This window comes from Burkholderia torrens (genome assembly GCF_984668525.1).
Genome location: NZ_OZ480212.1, coordinates 732,578 through 750,930, shown reverse-complemented (window position 1 = coordinate 750,930; position 18,353 = coordinate 732,578). Strand labels below are relative to the sequence as shown.

General features: G+C 63.7%; 19 protein-coding genes, 2 tRNA genes and 2 pseudogenes. 13 read left to right on the top strand and 10 right to left on the bottom strand.

Going from position 1 to position 18,353, the window contains the following annotated elements; all coding sequences use genetic code 11:
* Window positions 1-211 precede the first annotated feature (211 nt).
* On the bottom strand, window positions 212-499 hold the full coding sequence (locus tag AC5LXX_RS19695) for a DUF1488 family protein (protein WP_011354308.1): 288 nt from the start codon (window positions 497-499) through the stop codon (window positions 212-214).
* Between the two features lie 240 nt (window positions 500-739).
* On the bottom strand, window positions 740-1,015 hold the full coding sequence (locus AC5LXX_RS19690; protein WP_311767318.1) for a DUF2964 family protein: 276 nt from the start codon (window positions 1,013-1,015) through the stop codon (window positions 740-742).
* 185 nt (window positions 1,016-1,200) lie between these two features.
* Between AC5LXX_RS19690 and AC5LXX_RS19685 the strand changes: the two genes are divergently transcribed.
* The 8 genes from AC5LXX_RS19685 to AC5LXX_RS19650 all read left to right on the top strand — a co-directional run bounded on the left by AC5LXX_RS19685 (window position 1,201) and on the right by AC5LXX_RS19650 (window position 6,403).
* The gene (locus AC5LXX_RS19685; protein WP_493412767.1) at window positions 1,201-3,114 is read left to right on the top strand and encodes a sigma-54-dependent Fis family transcriptional regulator; all 1,914 of its coding nucleotides are present in this window, start codon (window positions 1,201-1,203) and stop codon (window positions 3,112-3,114) included.
* Window positions 3,115-3,192: 78 nt separating this feature from the next.
* The gene (locus AC5LXX_RS19680; protein WP_077220533.1) at window positions 3,193-3,495 is read left to right on the top strand and encodes a 2Fe-2S iron-sulfur cluster-binding protein; all 303 of its coding nucleotides are present in this window, start codon (window positions 3,193-3,195) and stop codon (window positions 3,493-3,495) included.
* A gap of 58 nt (window positions 3,496-3,553) precedes the next feature.
* Window positions 3,554-4,048 carry an SRPBCC family protein gene (locus tag AC5LXX_RS19675; RefSeq protein WP_493412766.1) on the top strand — a complete coding sequence of 165 codons (495 nt, stop codon included), beginning with the start codon at window positions 3,554-3,556 and terminating at the stop codon, window positions 4,046-4,048.
* Window positions 4,049-4,140: 92 nt separating this feature from the next.
* Entirely contained in the window at window positions 4,141-4,518 is a 378-nt protein-coding gene (locus AC5LXX_RS19670; RefSeq protein WP_322081226.1) for a DUF2946 domain-containing protein, read from the top strand.
* Window positions 4,519-4,614: 96 nt separating this feature from the next.
* On the top strand, window positions 4,615-4,980 hold the full coding sequence (gene copC, locus AC5LXX_RS19665) for a copper homeostasis periplasmic binding protein CopC (RefSeq protein ID WP_493412765.1): 366 nt from the start codon (window positions 4,615-4,617) through the stop codon (window positions 4,978-4,980).
* 42 nt (window positions 4,981-5,022) lie between these two features.
* Window positions 5,023-5,469, top strand: a complete 447-nt coding sequence (locus AC5LXX_RS19660) for a copper chaperone PCu(A)C (protein ID WP_493412764.1) — start codon at window positions 5,023-5,025, stop codon at window positions 5,467-5,469.
* Window positions 5,470-5,501: 32 nt separating this feature from the next.
* Window positions 5,502-5,675 carry a hypothetical protein gene (locus AC5LXX_RS19655; RefSeq protein ID WP_493412763.1) on the top strand — a complete coding sequence of 58 codons (174 nt, stop codon included), beginning with the start codon at window positions 5,502-5,504 and terminating at the stop codon, window positions 5,673-5,675.
* Window positions 5,676-5,773: 98 nt separating this feature from the next.
* Window positions 5,774-6,403, top strand: coding sequence for a LysE family translocator (locus tag AC5LXX_RS19650; RefSeq protein WP_493412762.1), 630 nt, complete (start codon window positions 5,774-5,776; stop codon window positions 6,401-6,403).
* Window positions 6,404-6,416: 13 nt separating this feature from the next.
* Here AC5LXX_RS19650 and AC5LXX_RS19645 read toward each other — a convergent pair whose 3' ends face one another.
* Window positions 6,417-7,730 carry a leucine-rich repeat-containing protein kinase family protein gene (locus AC5LXX_RS19645; RefSeq protein WP_493412761.1) on the bottom strand — a complete coding sequence of 438 codons (1,314 nt, stop codon included), beginning with the start codon at window positions 7,728-7,730 and terminating at the stop codon, window positions 6,417-6,419.
* A 149-nt stretch (window positions 7,731-7,879) separates the two neighbouring features.
* On the opposite strand from AC5LXX_RS19645, the gene AC5LXX_RS19640 reads away from it, so the two are divergent.
* Window positions 7,880-7,961, top strand: a tRNA-OTHER gene (locus AC5LXX_RS19640).
* A 333-nt stretch (window positions 7,962-8,294) separates the two neighbouring features.
* Here the strand turns inward: AC5LXX_RS19640 and AC5LXX_RS19635 are convergent.
* Genes AC5LXX_RS19635 through AC5LXX_RS19620 form a run of 4 tightly spaced genes read right to left on the bottom strand, consistent with a single transcriptional unit; the run spans window position 8,295 to window position 15,064 of the window.
* On the bottom strand, window positions 8,295-9,737 hold the full coding sequence (locus tag AC5LXX_RS19635; protein WP_493412760.1) for a hypothetical protein: 1,443 nt from the start codon (window positions 9,735-9,737) through the stop codon (window positions 8,295-8,297).
* Window positions 9,738-9,758: 21 nt separating this feature from the next.
* Window positions 9,759-10,046, bottom strand: a complete 288-nt coding sequence (locus AC5LXX_RS19630) for a PAAR domain-containing protein (RefSeq protein ID WP_493412759.1) — start codon at window positions 10,044-10,046, stop codon at window positions 9,759-9,761.
* A gap of 1 nt (window position 10,047) precedes the next feature.
* The gene (locus AC5LXX_RS19625; protein ID WP_493412758.1) at window positions 10,048-11,535 is read right to left on the bottom strand and encodes a hypothetical protein; all 1,488 of its coding nucleotides are present in this window, start codon (window positions 11,533-11,535) and stop codon (window positions 10,048-10,050) included.
* Window positions 11,510-15,064 (bottom strand): type VI secretion system Vgr family protein, encoded by a 3,555-nt coding sequence (locus AC5LXX_RS19620; protein WP_493412757.1) that lies wholly within the window; start codon window positions 15,062-15,064, stop codon window positions 11,510-11,512. The genes AC5LXX_RS19625 and AC5LXX_RS19620 overlap by 26 nt, the downstream gene beginning before the upstream one ends.
* A gap of 212 nt (window positions 15,065-15,276) precedes the next feature.
* Here AC5LXX_RS19620 and AC5LXX_RS19615 point away from each other — a divergent pair.
* From AC5LXX_RS19615 to AC5LXX_RS19605, 3 genes and pseudogenes are all read left to right on the top strand, one after another.
* Window positions 15,277-15,501 (top strand): annotated as a pseudogene (locus tag AC5LXX_RS19615) (transposase family protein); the annotation flags it as partial.
* Window positions 15,502-15,566: 65 nt separating this feature from the next.
* Window positions 15,567-16,280 (top strand): ISAs1 family transposase, encoded by a 714-nt coding sequence (locus tag AC5LXX_RS19610; RefSeq protein ID WP_493412756.1) that lies wholly within the window; start codon window positions 15,567-15,569, stop codon window positions 16,278-16,280.
* Window positions 16,281-16,427: 147 nt separating this feature from the next.
* Window positions 16,428-16,512, top strand: a tRNA-Leu gene (locus AC5LXX_RS19605).
* Between the two features lie 40 nt (window positions 16,513-16,552).
* Here AC5LXX_RS19605 and AC5LXX_RS19600 read toward each other — a convergent pair.
* Together AC5LXX_RS19600 and AC5LXX_RS19595 are read right to left on the bottom strand one after the other, a co-directional pair.
* Window positions 16,553-16,732, bottom strand: coding sequence for a hypothetical protein (locus tag AC5LXX_RS19600; RefSeq protein WP_493412755.1), 180 nt, complete (start codon window positions 16,730-16,732; stop codon window positions 16,553-16,555).
* Window positions 16,729-17,019 (bottom strand): hypothetical protein, encoded by a 291-nt coding sequence (locus AC5LXX_RS19595; protein ID WP_493412754.1) that lies wholly within the window; start codon window positions 17,017-17,019, stop codon window positions 16,729-16,731. Before AC5LXX_RS19595 ends, AC5LXX_RS19600 begins: the two co-directional genes overlap by 4 nt.
* Before the next feature lie 31 nt (window positions 17,020-17,050).
* Here AC5LXX_RS19595 and AC5LXX_RS19590 point away from each other — a divergent pair, with 31 nt between their 5' ends.
* Window positions 17,051-17,326, top strand: coding sequence for a helix-turn-helix domain-containing protein (locus AC5LXX_RS19590; RefSeq protein ID WP_493412753.1), 276 nt, complete (start codon window positions 17,051-17,053; stop codon window positions 17,324-17,326).
* A 69-nt stretch (window positions 17,327-17,395) separates the two neighbouring features.
* Here the strand turns inward: AC5LXX_RS19590 and AC5LXX_RS19585 are convergent.
* A pseudogene (locus AC5LXX_RS19585) lies at window positions 17,396-18,319 on the bottom strand (beta-keto acid cleavage family enzyme).
* Between the last annotated feature and the right edge of the window lie 34 nt (window positions 18,320-18,353).

Below are 18,353 nucleotides of genomic sequence, written 5' to 3'. Positions count from 1 at the left end.
GAAAACGCCACCTTCGGGTGGCGTTTCTGTTTTCTCGCGATTTCTTCTGCGATCCTGATAATCGGCGTACCGGGCCGTGCGTGCGCCCGGTCGACCGGTGCCGCCCGCATACGAAAATGCCGCCCGGCTCCGCCGAACGGCATTGCGTGAAGGCAACGTCTTCGCGTGCGCCGCGCACGGTCGCGCGCGCCGCAAGACGAGCGTCGTGTCGTCAGCGCCAGTTGGCCTCGTAGAAGCGCACGTAACCGCTGCGCAGCGTCACGCACTGCGCGCGCGTCTCCGACAGCAGGCGTCGCGCAGCCGCCTCGATACGGTCGCGGTGCTGGTCGAATGCGCCGACCATGTCCTCGAAGCGCGGCGATGCCGCGCCGAAGTGGTCTTCCAGCGCCTCGGCGGTGATCTGACATTGGACGCGCTCGCCATTGACCAGTGCCGTGAATGCAAGCATCAGGTCACGCCCCGAATACTCGGGCTTCTCATTCGTGAAATGGATCTGCATGGGCGCTGCCTCGACCGGTAGAAAACGAATGACCGCGTCCGTCGTCCGCTACCGGCCGGACGAAATGTACGCGGGCTCGCCGGCGGAGGCCCCGACCGCGGAGTGTGGCGCGGTCAATGCATGCCGGTTGATTTCCACTTTAGACGGTTTCGCGCAGGAGACAAATTTTCCCGCGTGCGTCGTTCCGACGCGCCATTCGTCAGATCAGCGCGGCATCAGGCACCGTTTCGGAAACGGGCGTCAGTGCGGATCGGTGGGCCAGATGTTGAGCGCGATCGCGGCAGTCGTGACGCCCACCGCAATCGCGGCCGCCCCGTATTGCACCGCATCGGTCAGATCGAACAGCAATCCGTGGATCGCCACGGCAATGCCGCCCAGCATGATGAACGTGGCGATGGCCGCCAGCACGACTCTCAGTTCCGTCCGAACCATGATGCGTCTCCCGAACGGATGCATGTCGCGTCGCATGCATGTTGCAGTGCGGAACACGGCGCGTGCGTGCTCCATTTCCATCATTGCAGGCGGGCGCTTAAAAGCAAGGGGATTTTGTTCGCGGTCGCGCATCGCACGTGGCGCTTGTATGATGATGCGTACCCGGACGGTCGGCTGTTGCGCCGGATGGTGCACCGCGAGCGGAGACGCACTCCGCCGCCGGTTCCGATTCGGTCGGCCCAGGTTGCCCCGGGAACAGGAGACAAGTCATGCCGCAACCCTTCGTGCTGCCCGCCGCTGCGGGTCGCACCGACCTGCTCGCGCAGGCGCATGCGCGTTCGACCGCGGTCGGCCTGCGCGCGCACGAACGCCCCGATTTCGCGCCGCTGTCGCGCATCGCGCTGCGCGAACTGCTCGACACGAATCACACGCTGTTCTCCCACGCGCGCCCGGTGATGGAAGACCTCCACGCGCAGATCGCCGATACGCAAAGCCTCGTGCTGCTGACCGACGCCGACGGCGTGATCCTGCACAGCATCGGCGACGCGGACTTCATCGAGAAAGCCAACCGCGTCGCGCTGTGCACCGGCGTGTCGTGGGCCGAAGGCGCGCGCGGCACCAATGCGATCGGCACCGCGCTCGCGTCGGGCCAGGCCGTCGTCGTGCATGGGTCCGAACACTTCCTGCGCGCGAACCACATCCTCACCTGCTCGTGCGCGCCGATCGTCGATCCGTTCGGCCGCACGCTCGGCACGCTCGACGTGAGCGGCGACCCGCGCGGCTCCAGCCCGCATACGCTCGCGCTCGTACGGATGTCCGCGCAGCTGATCGAGAACCATCTGTTCGCGAACCAGTGCGGCGAAGCACTGCGGCTGCGCTTTCACGCACACGAGGATTGCGTCGACTCGCTGTTCGCCGGGCTCGTCGCGTTCGGCCCCGACGGCGGGCTGATCGCCGCGAACCGCAGCGCGCAATTCCAGCTCGGCGCGTCGTTCGACGCACTGCAGCATCAGGCCTGCGATGCGCTGTTCGGCATGCGCTTCGGCCAGCTCGCGCAGCAGGCCGCCCGCGCGCCGGGCGCCACGTTCCGCCTGACGCTGTCGACCGGCGTGCGCGTGCTCGCACGCTGCGAATTCCCGGAAGTGCAGAAGACGGCCGTGGCCGTCACGCCGCCCGCGCCGGCCGCACGCGTACGCGCGCCGGACCCCGACACCATCACGTTCGCGACGCTCGACACCGGCGACGCACGCATGGCCGCCGTGCTCGAGCGCGTCGCGAAGATTCGCGGGCGCGACCTGCCGCTGCTGATCCTCGGTCAGACGGGCACCGGCAAGGAATGGCTCGCCCGCGCACTGCACCAGGCGTCGCCGCGCGCGGACGGCCCGTTCGTCGCGGTCAACTGCGCGGCGCTGCCCGATTCGCTGATCGAGGCCGAACTGTTCGGCTATGAAGACGGCGCGTTCACGGGCGCGCGCAAGCGGGGCAGCCCCGGCAAGATCGCGCAGGCCGACGGCGGTACGCTGTTTCTCGACGAAATCGGCGACATGCCGCTCGCGCAGCAGGTGCGGCTGATGCGCGTGCTGCAGGAACGCGCGGTGATGCCGCTCGGCGGCGCACGCGCGGTGCCGGTCGACGTGCGCGTGGTCTGCGCGACCCATCGCGACCTGCGCGCGATGATCGCGGACGGTACGTTCCGCGAAGACTTGTTCTACCGGATCAACGGGCTCGCGGTCACGCTGCCGGCGCTCGCCGCGCGTACCGACCTGCCCGCGCTCGTCGACCGCATCCTGGCGCGGCTGGCACGCAGCGAACCGATGCCGCGCCGAATCGCGGCCGACGTGCTCGACGCATTCACGCGCCACCGCTGGCCCGGCAACCTGCGGCAGATGACCAACGTGCTGCGCACGGCCGGCATGCTCGCCGAAGACGAAGCCGAAATCGCGCTCGTGCATTTGCCCGACGATTTCTGGCTCGACTGCGACGACGCGCCGGCCGTGCCCGCCGCGGCTGCGCCGGCCATGCCGACCGCACCGGCCGGCACGCGCGAAGGCACGACGCTGCAAAGCCACCAGGCCGCGGTGATCGACGCCGCGCTCGCGCGGCACGGCGGCAACGTATCGGCGGCCGCGCGCGAGCTCGGCCTCGCGCGCAATACCGTGTACCGCTACCTGCGGCGGCACTGACGCCCACGGCCGGCGGAGGCTGCCGGCCGCTTCGGGTATGCTTGGCGCGTTGCCGCCGAACCGCCGCCCGCATTCGTCATGACCGACCCAGACCACCCGCCCCTCGTGCGCATCGAGCCGCTCGGCACGACCTTCGACGCCCCCGATTCGCTGACGCTGCTCGAAGCCGCCGCGTTCGCGCGCGTCTCGCTGCCGCGCTCGTGCCGCAACGGCACGTGCCGAAGCTGCCTTTGCCGGATCGTCAGCGGCAGCGTACGCTACACGATCGAATGGCCCGGCCTGAGCCGCGAGGAAAAGGCCGACGGCTATACGCTGCCGTGCGTGGCCGTCGCGACGTCGGACCTCGTGCTCGACGTGCCCGACGCGGTCATGCTCGACTAGATGCGGCGTGCGGTCGCGCGCGCCGTCCTGCAACGCCTGATCCTGCATGGAGAACGTGATGACCCAGCAAACCGACCGCATCGAGAAACACGCCCAGCTCGCGGCATCGCCCGACCGCGTCTGGGAAGCCATCAGCAATTCCGGCGAATTCGGCCAGTGGTTCGGCGTCACGTTCGACGGCCCGTTCGCGGCCGGCCAGCCGCTGTTCGGCCGTATCACGCCGACGCGCGTCGACGACGACGTCGCCAAGGCGCAGGAGCCCTATGCGGGCACTGTGTTCGAAATCGTCGTCGATCGCGTTGAACCGAAGCAACTGTTCTCGTTTCGCTGGCACCCATTCGCGATCGACCCGAACTTCGATTACGCGTCGGAGCCGATGACGCTCGTCACGTTCACGCTCGCCGCCCAGGCCGGCGGCACGCTGCTCACGGTCACCGAAGCTGGCTTCGACCAGTTGATCGAAGCGCGCCGCGCAAAGGCACGCGAGATGAACGACCACGGCTGGGCCGCGCAGATGATGCTGATCACGAAGTACCTGGCGAAGCACGCGTAGCGTGCCGCTTCGTCGCACACCGCTGCCATCCCGCGAATCGACGTGCGTGGCATAATCCGCTCCATCTTCGTCCACCCGCCGCCGCGCATCGCATGCTGAGTCGTCGCCTCCGGAAGATCGGCAGTCTGATCGGGATGCTCGCCATCCTGATGACGGCGCTCGCGCCGGCGATCTCGCAGGCGCTGACGACGCAAGGGCGTGTCGACGCGCTGCTGGCCGGCTACTGCACGGCCGCGCCGGCCGCCGGCGACCACTCGGCCGATGCGTCGACGAAGCGCCTGCAAGCCCACCTCCAGGCATGCGGCTATTGCAGCCTGCTTGCCCATTCGCCCGCGCTGCCCGCGCCCGAACTGACGTTCGCGGCCAACGTGCGCGTGATCCAGCACCGCGCGGCCACCCGCTTCGAAAGCCTGCGCCGCGCGCTGCCGCTCACGGCCGCGCAGCCGCGCGCCCCGCCGTTCACGTCCTGATCCGTTGCCATCACGCGTAATGCCGTAGCGCATCGCACGGCCCGCGCACGCCGCCCGCGTGCGTGACATGTCACGTTTCGAAGGACGCTCACCGTCATGAACATCGCCACTTTCTTTCGCGGCGCACTCGCCGCGCTCGGCTTCATCGTCATCCAGGCTGCGCACGCGCATGCCATGCCGAAAACGCAGGACCCGGCCGCCGACGCCACGCTGTCGGCCGCACCGCACGCAGTCACGATCAATTTCAGCGAAGCGCTCGAACCGGCCTTCAGCTCGATCGCCGTCACCGACAGCCACGGGCAATCGGTCGCCGACGGGAAATCGGCCGTCGACGCCGGCAACCGGAAACGGATGCAGGTCGCACTGGCCAGCCTGACGGCCGGCACGTACACGGTCGCGTGGGTCGCCGTCGCAACCGACGGCCATCGTACGCAAGGCCGCTACACGTTCACGCTGAAGTAACGCACGCGCGCGCCCTGCGTCCCGCCATAAGGAGAACAAACGATGAAACGCTCGATTCCGACCGCCCTGCTTGTTGCATTGCTCGCACTGCAAGCCCCTGCCACGTTCGCTGCACCGGCCGTGCAGGCCGCTGCGTGCTGGATCCGCGCGATGCCGGCGACGGTACCGTCGTCCGGCTACTTCACGCTGAAGAACGACGGCGACACACCCGCCACGCTGACGGGCATCGACAGCCCCGCGTACGGGATGGCGATGGTGCATGAAACGCAGACGAACGGCAGCACCGCGAAGATGGTTCATGTCGACTCGGTCGTCGTCCCCGCGCACGGCTCGGTGGTCTTCAAGCCGAAGGGCTATCACGTGATGCTGGAGGAGCCGCGCCACGCCGTCGCGCCTGGCGCGAAGGTGCCGTTCCGGCTGCGTTTCGCAGACGGCTCGACGGTGCCGGTCACCTGCGACGCGAAGCCGCCGACCTACGCCGGCCAGTAACGCGCCCCGTACCGCGAACGAAGGAGACGCACATGAAAGACCGCCTGCCGCTGGCCGACCTGATCGTCCGCTACCGGACGCCGCTGAATCTCGCCGTGCTGATCGTCTGCGGGTCGTGGGCCGCGTGGATCGCATGGATGACGCGGCCCGCCGCGATCGACACGCCGCCGTCGATCCCCGCGTACTGCATGCGCGACGCGCGCTGACGCGCCGCGCATGCGCGGTTCCGGCGGCGGCCCGCGCCATTATTGGCGTGGCATCATCGGTGCATCCCGACCGCCGGAACCGCCATTCGGAGCGACGCATGTCCATTCAGACCTGGATGCTGTTTGCCGCAGCCTATCTCGCCACGACGCTGTCGCCGGGGCCGAACGTGCTGCTCGTGATCCGCAACACGGTGCGCTACGGGTTGCACGGTACCGCCGCGACGATCGCGGGCAACCTCGTCGCACAGGGCGTGGTCGTGCTGCTCGTCGCGCTCGGCGTCGGCGCGGTGCTGGCCGCGATGCCGCCGCTGTTCGTCGCGATGAAGATCGTCGGCGCCGCGTACCTGATCGTTCTGGGTGTCCGGCAACTGCGCGGAGACCGCAAGGCTGCCGCGTCGGGCAGCGCTGCGGAAATCGCCGTGCCCGACCGCAGGAAGCTGTTCCGCGAAGCGCTGTTCGTGTCGGGCAGCAATCCGAAGACGATGATCTTCCTGTCGGCGTTCATGCCGCAGTTCATCGTGCACGACCGCCCGCTCGCGCTGCAGTTCGTCGTGATGTACGCGACGATCGCCTGTACCGTCGTGGTCGTTCACAGCGTCTATTCGGCCGGCGTGCGCCGGTTCCATCGCGGTTTCGGCATGAGCCGCGCGGTGCGTGCGCTCAAACGTGCCAGCGGGCTGCTGTTCGTCGGGCTCGGGATCAAGCTGCTGACCGCGCGGCAAGCGTAAGCGGGCGCTCGCGTCAGCGCGTGTGCGCGGCGAGCGCCGTCAGGATCTCGCCGAACGACGGACGCGCGTCGACCTCTTCACTCAGGCAGGCCGCCGCGAGCGCATCGAGGGTATCCGTGCGCGGCTCGCATCGCTCGAGCAACTCGCCGAGCAGATAGCCGAACGCGCGCACTTCAAGCCTTTCGAATCGCGCGCCGACGGTGCGGTCGTTCACGTCGTAGAGCGACGCCGCCCCGAAATCCCCGAGCAACGCGCCGCCTGCCCCGTCGTGCAGGATGTTGTGCGCATACAGGTCGCCATGCATGATGCCGCGCGCATGCAGGTGGCCCGCGACCGACGCGATGCCGTGCGCGATCCGCACTGCTTCCGCCGGCGCGAATCTCTCGTCGGCCGCATAGACGTCGCGCGTGCAGGACGTGAAGCTCGGCGGCCCGGCGAGATTCCTGAGCGCCGGATCGACCAGTTCCATCACGAGGCCGTGCGTGCCGTCCGGATGCCCGCGCACCTTGCCGATCACCGGGATCAGGTCCGGGTGGCGACCGGCATGCAGGCACGCGGCCATTTCGCAATCGGGCAGGCCGTCGCTCGTCACCGCCCCCTTGAACAGCTTGACCGCGACGGCTCGTGAAGCGTGCCCTTGCGCGTGCCACTGCGCGCGGTAGATGACGCCCGATGCACCCTCGCCCAGCTTCCGTTCACATGAAAGCGACGCCCAGTCGATCTCCGCGACGTCCGGCCCCGCGGACGCCGCGGCCTCCGGCGCCGCGCCGAACGGATTGCCGGCAGCAGCGAGCCACGCGAGGCGCGGCAGACGCAGCAGCCAGTCGGGCAACGCGTCCAGCCGGTTCGCCGACAGGCGCACCAGTTCGAGCGCGCGACATGCAGCCATCTCGGGCGGCAGCGCGCACAGCCGATTGCCCGCGAGCATGAGCTTCTGCAGCCGCGCACAGTCGCCGATGTCGGCGGGCAGCGCATCGATCGCGTTGTCGGTGAGGATCAGCCAGCGCAGCGCGCGCGGCAAAGCACCGCTCGGCACCGTGCGAATCCGGTTCGCCTTGAAGCCGATCATGTCGAGTTGCCCGCACGCGCCAAGCACGTCGGGAAACGCGGTGAAGCGGTTGCCGGACGCAAACAGGATGCGCAGGCGATGCAGCCGCGGCAGGTCGTCCGGCAGCGCGGACAGCGCATTGCCAGTCAGGTCGAGCACTTCGAGCGTGTCGGCAAGATCGAAGATCTCGCGCGGAAATTCGGTCAACCCGCATGCGAGCTTGAGTTGCCGTGCGCCCGACAGTTGTCCGGCCTGCAGTTGTTCGAGGGTGTGGGTCACGGGAGAAAACGGGTTGCGGTTGCGATGATCGTCAGACCGATCCAACGAATTCTACCGGGATCGCCGCCGCCTGCCCCGCGATCGGGTCATCCCGCGCCACAAACGCGCAACGTGACGCTAGAACTGCGCCCCTTGCAGTACCGAAGTGCCGACGTGGTGAAATTGGTAGACACGCTATCTTGAGGGAGTAGTGACCAAAGCTGTGCGAGTTCGAGTCTCGTCGTATCTCGAGCATGTTCGAATACCCGCGACGGCGCAACGCTTCGCGGGTTTTTTGTTGCCTCAGCGATCCTCACCTCAGCGCACGGCACACTTCTCGAGGCGCGCGACGTCGAACGCCCGCAACTCCGGCCGGAGTTGGCCAGTCCGCAGCCAGTCGGCAACGGCCTGCCCGAACACCGGCGCGAACTTGAGACCATGCCGCACTGGCGCGACGCCGCGATCGGCAGTTCCACGCCGCAGCTCGCCGCGAGCCGCGCCGTCATTGCCCCGGCTCCCGCACACAACAGCGGCCGAGATGCCGTCTCGTCACCAACATGGATCGCTCGGTTGTTCATTTCGTGATTACCCAAATTCGTGCCAGACGTAATCAGCATAGACACGCGGTCCAAGAAAAATCCGCCACCCAAAACACAACAGAACGACGACGGCAATGACCGCCGTAAAAACGGTCTCAAAGGTGTCCCACGTCTTGTCCGGCGACATCAGGATCAGAAACGTCCACAGGCTCATGCAACAGACCAGCTCAACCCGTGGGAACAGGTTGTACTCGTATTCAGCCTTCCACGGCACGTCCACCGTCGGCGCATCCTTGACGACGACATTGAGCGCGACGCCGTGCGCCCTGGGCAGGGCGACGAGTTGCGCACCTTGACCAAAATGCGCCATCTTCGCCGCCAGCGCCTGAAGGACCCAGCGTGCCACCGGTGCCTGCGGGCCGATTGCTGGATCAAGCGCGTGATCTTCCACCTTCAAGTCGGCGTCCCGCACCGCGCCCAGGGTCGCGTGCTGCGCCAGTCCCTTGAGGCGGCTGTACCAGAAGTGGCGGATGCGCTCACGCGGCACCTGTTCCGCACCGATCAGCAGTGCAAGCGCCTTGTCCACCTCGTCGGCATCCGCCACGATCTGACGCAACAACCACGCCTGACATTTCAGCCCCGGCTTCTCCCGCATGAGCGCGGACGAGCCGAGCAGCAGCGCAACGGCCCCCTCGGAAGCGTCCGGCTGAAGGTCTGGGCCTGCGTTGTTCAGATGCCATGTCAGGACGAGCCGATATTTTGGAGTCCTGTCCAGAATGAAAGAGCCAAATGCATGGGGCGCGTACCTTTCGTCATCGAACCAGATATCCGCAAAGCCCGGGGCCTGGTCGTTACCCAGCCACCGGATACGAGGTTTCCCGGGCAATTGCAACTGTTCCCACACTGCCTGCACGTGGAGTGACGATTCTGCATGCTCGCACTGAATCACAATATCGAACGAATCGCCGCGTGCCTCCCGGGTAAGCCGCGCCGCAAGCGGCGTCAGCAGATGTTCGATCACCGCGCGCTCACGGGACTCGCCATTGTCCCCCTCAATGCCATCGAGTCGCATGACCTTACCGGGATTTTCTGGCGGACTGCCCTCAAGCTTGAGCATGCGCTCCGCGAGATCAGGCTCCGGCACAAGCATCACGCTGTCGAGAACGGCCACGCCCGCACGGACCTTTCGTTGCCATCCTGTGAGCAGATGCCAGCGCGCCGCATTCTTGACGGCTGCCTCAAACGCGCGACTGTCGTACAGGAATGAGTAAAGCGCAAAGCTGACCGCGATCCAGAGAACGAACGGAGCAAACAGCGCGGTTCGCACGAAGTCCTCTGACGCCATGGGTTTTCCGTGCGGCCACGTCGCGACAGTGCCCGCAAGAAACACGCATTCGATCAAGAGAAACAGGGCGACATAGAGCCAGACGGGCGGGGGGTCGCCCGCCGACCACTCGCCACCAATAGGCGGGGTCCAGCGAAATTTCATCGTGTCTCCATCCACAGCGCGTTATTCAACGGTCCAGTCGCGCTGCGAGGCGATCAGCCGGGGCGGCGGATTGCAGGCGCACCGGCACAGGTCATTCTCCAGCGCGTGCTGCTTGCCGCTGAGATCGTCATCCAGCGGCCTCGGACCATCAGGTTCGATATGTCCGATGGTATTGCACGCGGGGCATCGAACCCGCGCCCCCAAGTAGCTCATCTTGCGGTCATCTAGACCGATGTCATCGAGGCCATCGAGCACGCCCCCGTTGGCCGTGCTCCGGTCATGCTGGAATATGCAGGCACGTTCGGTCATGTCACGCCCCGACCCATTCCCAGTCGGCGTCATCGCCAGCACCCTTCACGGCCGGCATCGTCTGTCCATGCCGAATTGTGACGATGCCCGCCAGATCGTAGTGAAGCGAATCCCAGCCCTTGCGCAGGCGCGGAAGCCACCGGCCACTACGCGGGCATGCCATCCCTGGCTTGCAGAACTGTCGGGTCTCTTCGATGGTGTCGAACGAATACTGCTTGACCGGCGTCGGCGCGCTACCTTCCCACAGCCACTGCACCGGGCCGTCAAGCTCGACGCCATCGGCAGAGGCCATCAGCATCTTCACAGTGTCGGTGGTCGCAATGTCGCCAGCCTTGAACGGCCTGAGCTGAAGACTGCGATAGGCACTGGAGGTCAGACGCACGGCGCGGTACAGACCATCCTCCACGAACGTCTCGCCTGGCTGCACCGGCTGGGATGACATGGTGGCCCGGTACGTAGCCTCCCACTGCTCACGCTCCTGCGGGGTCGAGGGATAGTCCTGGTCGAACGTCACATTGCTTTTATTTGGCTTAAAGTCTACTTGTGATGAAAGACCCCAACCGTAACCATCGTACTCGATTCTCATAAAAACAACCCCTGAAAATTCGTACCTACCCTTTTCAGCCTTGTAATCTGGCGTCGTCTCGAATTTCAGGATCTTCCCCTCCCCCGGATTTAAAGTGACGACACCTCCTGGAAATTCATTACTATTAATTATTCTTTTCCCGCCCAACCCAAACGACCACGATCCGCGAATTTCTTCAACCTTACTATCTTGATTAATTTTACCAACAGCACCGACTCCCAATCGCCCCCCAACAGATGTCCCATCCCATTGATCCGGTGTCTTAAATTTAATCCATCGACTTCCTGAATTTATGAACTCAACCGATACAACATAATTACCGTCTTTGCGATCAACGCTCACGGTCTTAAAATCTAGCTTGACGATCTTTCGGCCGTCAGTACGCGCCTGTTCGGATAACCTGACAGGTGCATCAAAAACCTGATGCCTGAAACTCTCTGGAATCAGACGCAACGAGCCTGATCTCTGCACGACTTTGCCTTCATCCAAGCAGGCAACGCCGAACGTTGCAGCAGGATCATGAGTTTCTGGCCCGCCAGTCTGGATATCCTTGTCACACAAGGATTGAGCCACGTTTTTCAGTTCTTGCACATCACTATTTTTCAGACTGAGAACAAAAACACCGACACCCGCCTGGGTTTCATCGTTGATCGTGTCGCCTTTGGCGAAGTAAAATTTTCCTTCGCCATCGAAACTCATTTTCCTAGAGCCGTATTCAAGGCCACCTGACTGCGAAATAGAAAATGCACCGGGTTTCATGACACCATTGTCGAAATCATTCGCCATCACGTATCCATCCCCCATCCATACAAAAATTAGCGACAGAACCACTGTTCGCGCGATATTACGAAATTTCAAACCGTCCCTCGCGCTTCGTTCAGGTTTTCCTGGCTGGTGCGTCATAGCCGACCCTCCATAATTTGTTGGTGTGAGCGGAGAACCACCTTCGGATATATTCCAGGTAATACGGTGATGTCGTTGCCGTCGGCTTAAGGCAGCCACCACCCATAAGATTGGTTGCCGTTTCAACAATCCAGAACGTATTCTTGGCCTTGTTGGCATCGGCAAGAGCAAAATCAATATTCATTCCATCTTTGACATAAATCGAATGCACAAAGCCACCCTGCTGCCAGTATTCATCGGGAAAATTAAACAGATGGCCAGTTTCATGTGCTTTGGTCTGGGTCACAACCTTTACCTTTCCAGCTCCACTGTTATCAAGTTCGTAGTCGCACTCCGGCCAATTCAGGGCATCGGCCCGCGCAGTCGTCGGATACAGATTGATGGTTATGTTCGGGTTGAGCACCGGGGCATCAGCTGCTCGGACCACATGTACATCGGCACAGAACTTGACAGCAATTCGACAACCGCAAGCACCGCCTTTCTGACACCCGTCGAGAATCAGCTTGTAATTACCCTGATTCAATGTCTTTTCAATCTGGTTTTTGTAGGTTGAAGCCTCAACTTCCTTCGGGTCACGCTCAACCAGCATCAGCCCCTGCTCAGCAAACGATTTCCCAGAATTCGCTCCATTCCCGAAGGTTTCGTATTGCACGACAACATAGTTGTTATTTTCGTCGCGCAAGGGCTGCCCGGTTGCTGGATTCAGCTTCACCAACAGTCGCGGCACCAATGCGGTCACAACCTTGGCCGTTAAGGTTTTCGTGTTCGAGTCGTAGGTGAACTGGCACGTGGTCGGTGCCGTTCCCGCACACATGACCGGTTGACCACCTTCTGTAAGACGCTCGGTTCTCGTCCAGCCGTATTTCTGGTAGGTCGGCGTCTCCCGTTCCATGGTTGCCGATTCCACAAAGTCCGCCAGTTGCCAGTTACAGGGCGCAGGACTCTTCAACTGGATCGGATCAGGCGGGACGCAGATTTGCTCCTCGTTTTCGGAGTCGTTGACCTTCAGACCACCATTAGCTTGCGATTCTGGCCTCGTGCCCGATTGCCCATCGAATATGCCGCCGAGGAACGACGGCGGCACGGTACCCGTATTTGGCGAAGGTGCGGGCGGCACAGCATCAGTTGCCCCCGAAGCATCTGTCGCAGGCGTGGGTGCTTTCGGCGGAACAAAGTTCGGGTTGGTGCGCCATACCTCACATTGGGTCGTGTAGGGGACAAATGCTGGCGCGAATGCCACACCACCCAGGTCCATCTGTGCCGGCCCGGTCTTTTTTAGGCTGCTGGTCTTGAACAGCACACCGCCGCGCGTCCCCATTTCGATGCCACTCGGCGTCATGCGGAAATACGAGCCGCCGACGTTCAGTACGATTTCCTTGGGCGACTTGACGTGAAGTACGCCGTTCACCGTCTCGACCGTCATGTCTTCCTGCGAGGCAAGCTGCATGCGTCCGCGTTGTGCCTGCACGATGACTGCGCCCGCTGCCGCAATCAGGCTCATGCCTTTTTGCGTGAACAGTGAAACCATGTCATGCGCGGCCACTGTAAAGCGCTTCCAGACGCTCCAGCTCGCGTCGCCCCTGGCAACGCCCATAATGTTTTCGCCAGCGACGAATTGCATGCTCTTGCCCGTCACCACGCCTGCCGATGCCGGCGTGGTCACCAGCACACCTGACTGCTCAAGCTCGTCGAGCGCCTTGTTCGCGGCCCGCTGACTGTCGATGTCCGCTGCTTCGGCCTTCGACGCCTGCGCCGAAGATGCCAGTGCTTTCGCCAGCCCCAACGCGTCCTCAAGCTGTGCAATGGTCTCCGGCATGTCAAGCTGCTTGCCGGACGCGCCGTTTCGCCCATAGGCCGACACCATCACGCCGCCGCCGCCGCGCAGGGCAGCAGGCCCATCCGATCTCAATTCAGCCCCGCTACCTCGCTCGTTCTGGCGACGGTCGACCATGTGCCCGAGATTGAGTTGCGACTTGCCGTGCTCGGTGGCGAGCTTGATGTGCTCGCGCCCATCACGGTCGTCCATCTCCAGCGTGTTGTTCGAGCGCGTGCGGATCGTGTTGCGCGTGCCCCACGGCGCGCCCGCCACGATCGGGTCCGTGTGCTGCGCGGTATGCAGCACATGGCTGATGAACGGCAAGTCCGGACAGCCCCACAGGAAACCCACCGCGACCACCGTGCCGTCGACCAGCCCCATGTGCAGACCGGTCTGGCCCGGCCCGGCAAACGGTTTGGCCAGGCGCATCGGGCAGCTTTGCAGGCCCGGCGCGCGCCTGTCCTTGTCGGCGTGAATATGGACGATGTAGCACCCCTGCTTGTCCAAGTACGGGTCTTTCCAGCCACCCGACGATGCGATCGTTCCGGTGATGACCCCGTGGATTTTGGGCCACGTTTCTTCCTTCAGCGGCAGCCGATACTGGCGGTCCGCCGGAATCGCGTCGAACTTCACGTGATACGGCTTCTTGCGCGCCGCGCCGCACGTCACCCGCACCACCACCAGCCCGTGCTTCGCCTCGGGCAGCTCGCGATTCGACAGCTTCAGCACGCAGCCGGCCGTCAGGTCCAGCATGTCGCATTCGCCGCGATACTCGACCTGGGCGGCCAGCGCTGCCTCGCGGCGCAGCTGCGCCTCCTCTTTCGCCTCGTCCTCGCCAAGGTTGGGCGTCCCCCACGTATACGCCTCGCCATACGTGGTGCGGTCCTCGCGGATCGGGCTGGCCGCCTCGATCGGCTCTGACACCGGGCTCTCCGTGCTGAACGTACGTACCGTGTAGGTCGTGGGAAGCGTCTTTGCGCACATCTCCAGCATGCTGACCGACTCGACACCGGGCGTCTCCAACCCGCTGGGCGGCCGGTACGCTGCCGTCAGGCGGGCCGGATCGCGCCGATAGTGTGCGTAGTCATCGCAAAAACGCACCTGCTCGCAGCGCTCCCCTTCCTCGCACACGAACCAGATCCCCGAGCGTTGGCACAGCCGCGTGATGAACGTCAGGTCGTCCTCGCCCCACTGCATCACGAAACTTCGCTTGCGATAGGTGCGGTACAGCTGGAATTCAAAGCGCGCGAAGATCTGGTTGAACTCGTGCTCCCGCAGAATCTGCTCGATGATCTCGGGAATCGTCATGTTCAGGAAGAACCGGCACTTCGGCGCATTGCGCAACAGCGCCAAGCGCGACTCCAGCCCGATTTCGTACAACGACTGGTCGCGGTTGGTATCCTTCAGCGCGAAGCTCGTCACCACGCCCTGCACGCGCCGCGCGCTTTCCGGCCGACTCCAGCGGTCACGCGGCGGCGGCTGGATCACGAATGCGCCGATGTGGTTCAGGAACTCGCTGCGCGACAGGTCGTGCCGGGGATGGGTGAACTGGATCGTATACTTTGTCGGCTCACCGATGCCGCGCGTGCCTTCGAACGCGTAGATGTCGGCCAGCGCCGCGGCGGGCGCGCCCTTGAAATCCAGACTGTAGAACTGATGGATGTCAACGCCCGCACGCGCGGGGGTGTCGGTAATAGCCGTGCTCGCGGTCAAGGCGTCCCTCGTCAATTTTTTTGTGAAATATCGCGAGTGATCCTAACCGGCTGCGGCGAAGGACCGCCATAGGACCCGTATGAATTTTTCGCTAAAGCTACCTAACACCCAGGGCAATCGCACGAAATGTGTAAATGGTTAAAAGGGTTTCAGATTGCTTGTGAGCACGCCCGAAGCCGGCTGTAGTAGTGGATTTTCCGTGAGGGAAGCCCATGCGAGAGTCGGATTTGCAGCAGGAAGTGTTGAGCATCGAAGAAGCGTTCGGCAGCTTGACGGATCCGCGCAGTCGGCCGTCGCCGCACGATCTGCGAGAGATCCTGATGGTTGCGCTGTGCGCGATTCTGTCGGGCGCGGATAGCTGGGTCGCGATCCAGATCTGGGGCGAATCGAAGCTCGACTGGCTGCGCCGATACTTGCCCCTGGAACGGGATGTTCCTTCACATGACACGTTCGGCCGCATATTTGCGGCACTTGATCCACTCGAGTTCGAAGCCAGTTGGGCATGCCGCTGGGGCAAGTGCGCACCGCCGACAAGAGCAACGAGATTACCGCCATTCCGGAACTACTCGACGTACTGCTGCTCAAGGGCGCAATCGTCACGCTCGACGCCATGGGATGCCAGCGCCAGATCGCCACGCGCATCGTCGAGGCAGGCGGGGACTATGTGCTGGCGGTCAAGGAGAATCAGTCGGCGTTACTGGGCCGAATCCGTCATGCGCTCGATGCGATTGAGCGCGTGCCGCAGGCCTATCAGGACCACGTGACCAAGCACCAGGAGATCGACAAGGACCACGGACGCATCGAAACGCGCCGGTGTATCGCCAGTGACGTGCTCGCGTGCTGGGAACCGGAGCCGGATTTATGGCCGTCTCTACGCTCGATCGTGATGGTCGAGGCCACTCGGGAAATCGGCAATGTCAGCACGACCGAGCAGCGTTACTACGTGTCGAGCTTGCCTGCTGACGCGGCCCGCATTGCACGGGCCGTGCGAGCGCATCGGTGCATTGAAAACAGCATGCGCTGGGTACTGGACGTGGCCTTCGGTGAAGACCAGTGCCGGGTTCGCATGAATCATGCCGCTCAGTACTTTGCGATCTTGCGGCGCATCTGTTTGAACCTGCTCAAGGCAGATAAAGCCACGAAGGCCGGCCTCAAGAATCGACGGCTCAAGGCCGGGGCCAGTGATGCTTACCGTGCCGCCATTCTACGTTTGTAACATTTCATGCGATTGCCCTGGGCGGTTGCAATGATCGTCGGGAGAATCGGACGAATTCTACCGGGATCGATTGCGTGTCCCTACACAACCTTGTCACAGCCCCTTCACAAATGCGCGATGTGACGTTAGAATTGCGCCCCTTGCAGTGCCGACGTGGTGAAATTGGTAGACACGCTATCTTGAGGGGGTAGTGGCGAAAGCTGTGCGAGTTCGAGTCTCGCCGTCGGCACCAAACTCATGCGCAATCTCCCTGCGCAGCAGCCCATCGGGCATCAACCGGCGAATCGCATCGTCGTCAAGCCGGCCGCCGCGCCGTCCACGATATCCCCACCGGTATCGACCTCCGGACCACTTCGCCGCGACCGCACACACCCAGGCACGACGACGACAACGACCTGCTCGCGCACGTCATCGGCATCGTCTTGCACCACATCCGTCTGCACTTTCGTCACGTCCCGCTCTTGAGCGGATGCAGGTGCGCGTCGAAGTTGTCGAGACTCGGAAACGCCAGTGGCTGCTCCGCCGCCAGCGACGGCAACCGGTTTCGCCACGCATCCAGATAACCGAGCCGGACTTCGTTCGACACATACGGCACATGCCACGCGACGAACGGTTCGAGCATGTCGAGACCGGTATACGCGAGCGTCCCCTGCAACAGGTGTCGAAGCATGCCTTGCAGCGAGCCGTGCACGCCGTCGTTGTCGAACATGTGCGCCTGCCCGCCCGGCGTCAGGCTCACGATCGCGCTTGCCCTCGAGACTGCCGCGATCGTGGAAACGCATGCCGCCGTAGACCGCGCCGGACACAAGCAGGTCGCATCGCATCAGCTTGTCGAGTTCTCCGGATATCCGCACCGATGGCGCCGTTCGCCACGCCAGAGCCTGCGGATCGAGGCGCCCCACGGACTGTTCGAGGCTGCCGACCTCACGATCGAGGAAGTGGCCGTCAAGGTCGGCTATAGCGACGTGAGTTCGTTCTGCCGGTTGTTCAAGGAACGCGTCGGGATGAGCCCGGGCGCGTATCGGGGGCGCTTTCGAACGGTCTGACCTGCGCGCCGCCCCGCTTCCCGCGCGCGCCAGCGCCCTTCCACGCTCCGGAAAGGCGCCCGGCGAACGTCAGGCCACCGCGAACTGCGGACGCGCACGCGTATCCCTGCGCGGCAGCCCGAGCATCTGACGCGCCTCGGCCGGCGACGCGACGTCGTAATCCATCTCCCTGAGCAGGCGGACGGTCCGCTCGACCAGCGCAACGTTGGTCGTCAGCTCGCCCTGCCGGTAATACAGGTTGTCTTCGAGCCCGACCCGGATGATCGCGCCGCCGAGCAGCAGCGCGTTGATCCCCGCCGGCAACTGGGCCGGGCCGATGCCGCTCACGCAGAACAGGCTGTCCTTCGGCAGCAGGTCGACCATCGACTGCAACACGCGCGGCGTCTACGGCATCGCATTCTGGAACCCGCGATGCGCGTTGAGCACCATGTTGACAATATAGGGCGGCTCGTCGAACCCCTGTTCGATCAGGCTCGCGACGTCCTGCAGGATATGGGCCGGATTGAACACCTCCCATTCCGGCTTGATCCCGCGCTGCTTCATCCCCTCGGCCAGTTCACGGCACCGCGACGGCGGCGTATTGAGCAGGACTTCCGTGCCGTTGAACGTCGCATTCATCGTGCATGCGTCGAGCGTGCACATCTCGGCGCCCGCATCCATCCCTTTCAGGCGTTCGGTCCAGACGGTATCGAGCAAGCCGTCCTCGAACGGCTTCACCATGTCGCCATGGATGCCGCCGCCGGTCGAGTTGTTGATCACGATGTCGCATTTCGCGCGAATGCGGGTATTGATGTCGCGATAGATCTCCGCATTACACGTCGCGAGGTCGTTCGGCAGGCGGGCATGGATAGCCACGACGCTTGCCCCTGCGTTATAACAATCGTAGACGTCCCGCGCGATCTCCGCGGGCTGAGTCGGCAGATGCGGATTCTGCGACTTGAACGCCATGCCGCCCGTCGGGGCGACGAGCACGATTACCTTCCTGTTTGCCATTTCCGTTTCCTCTCGACTTCGTTTGAAATAGTGC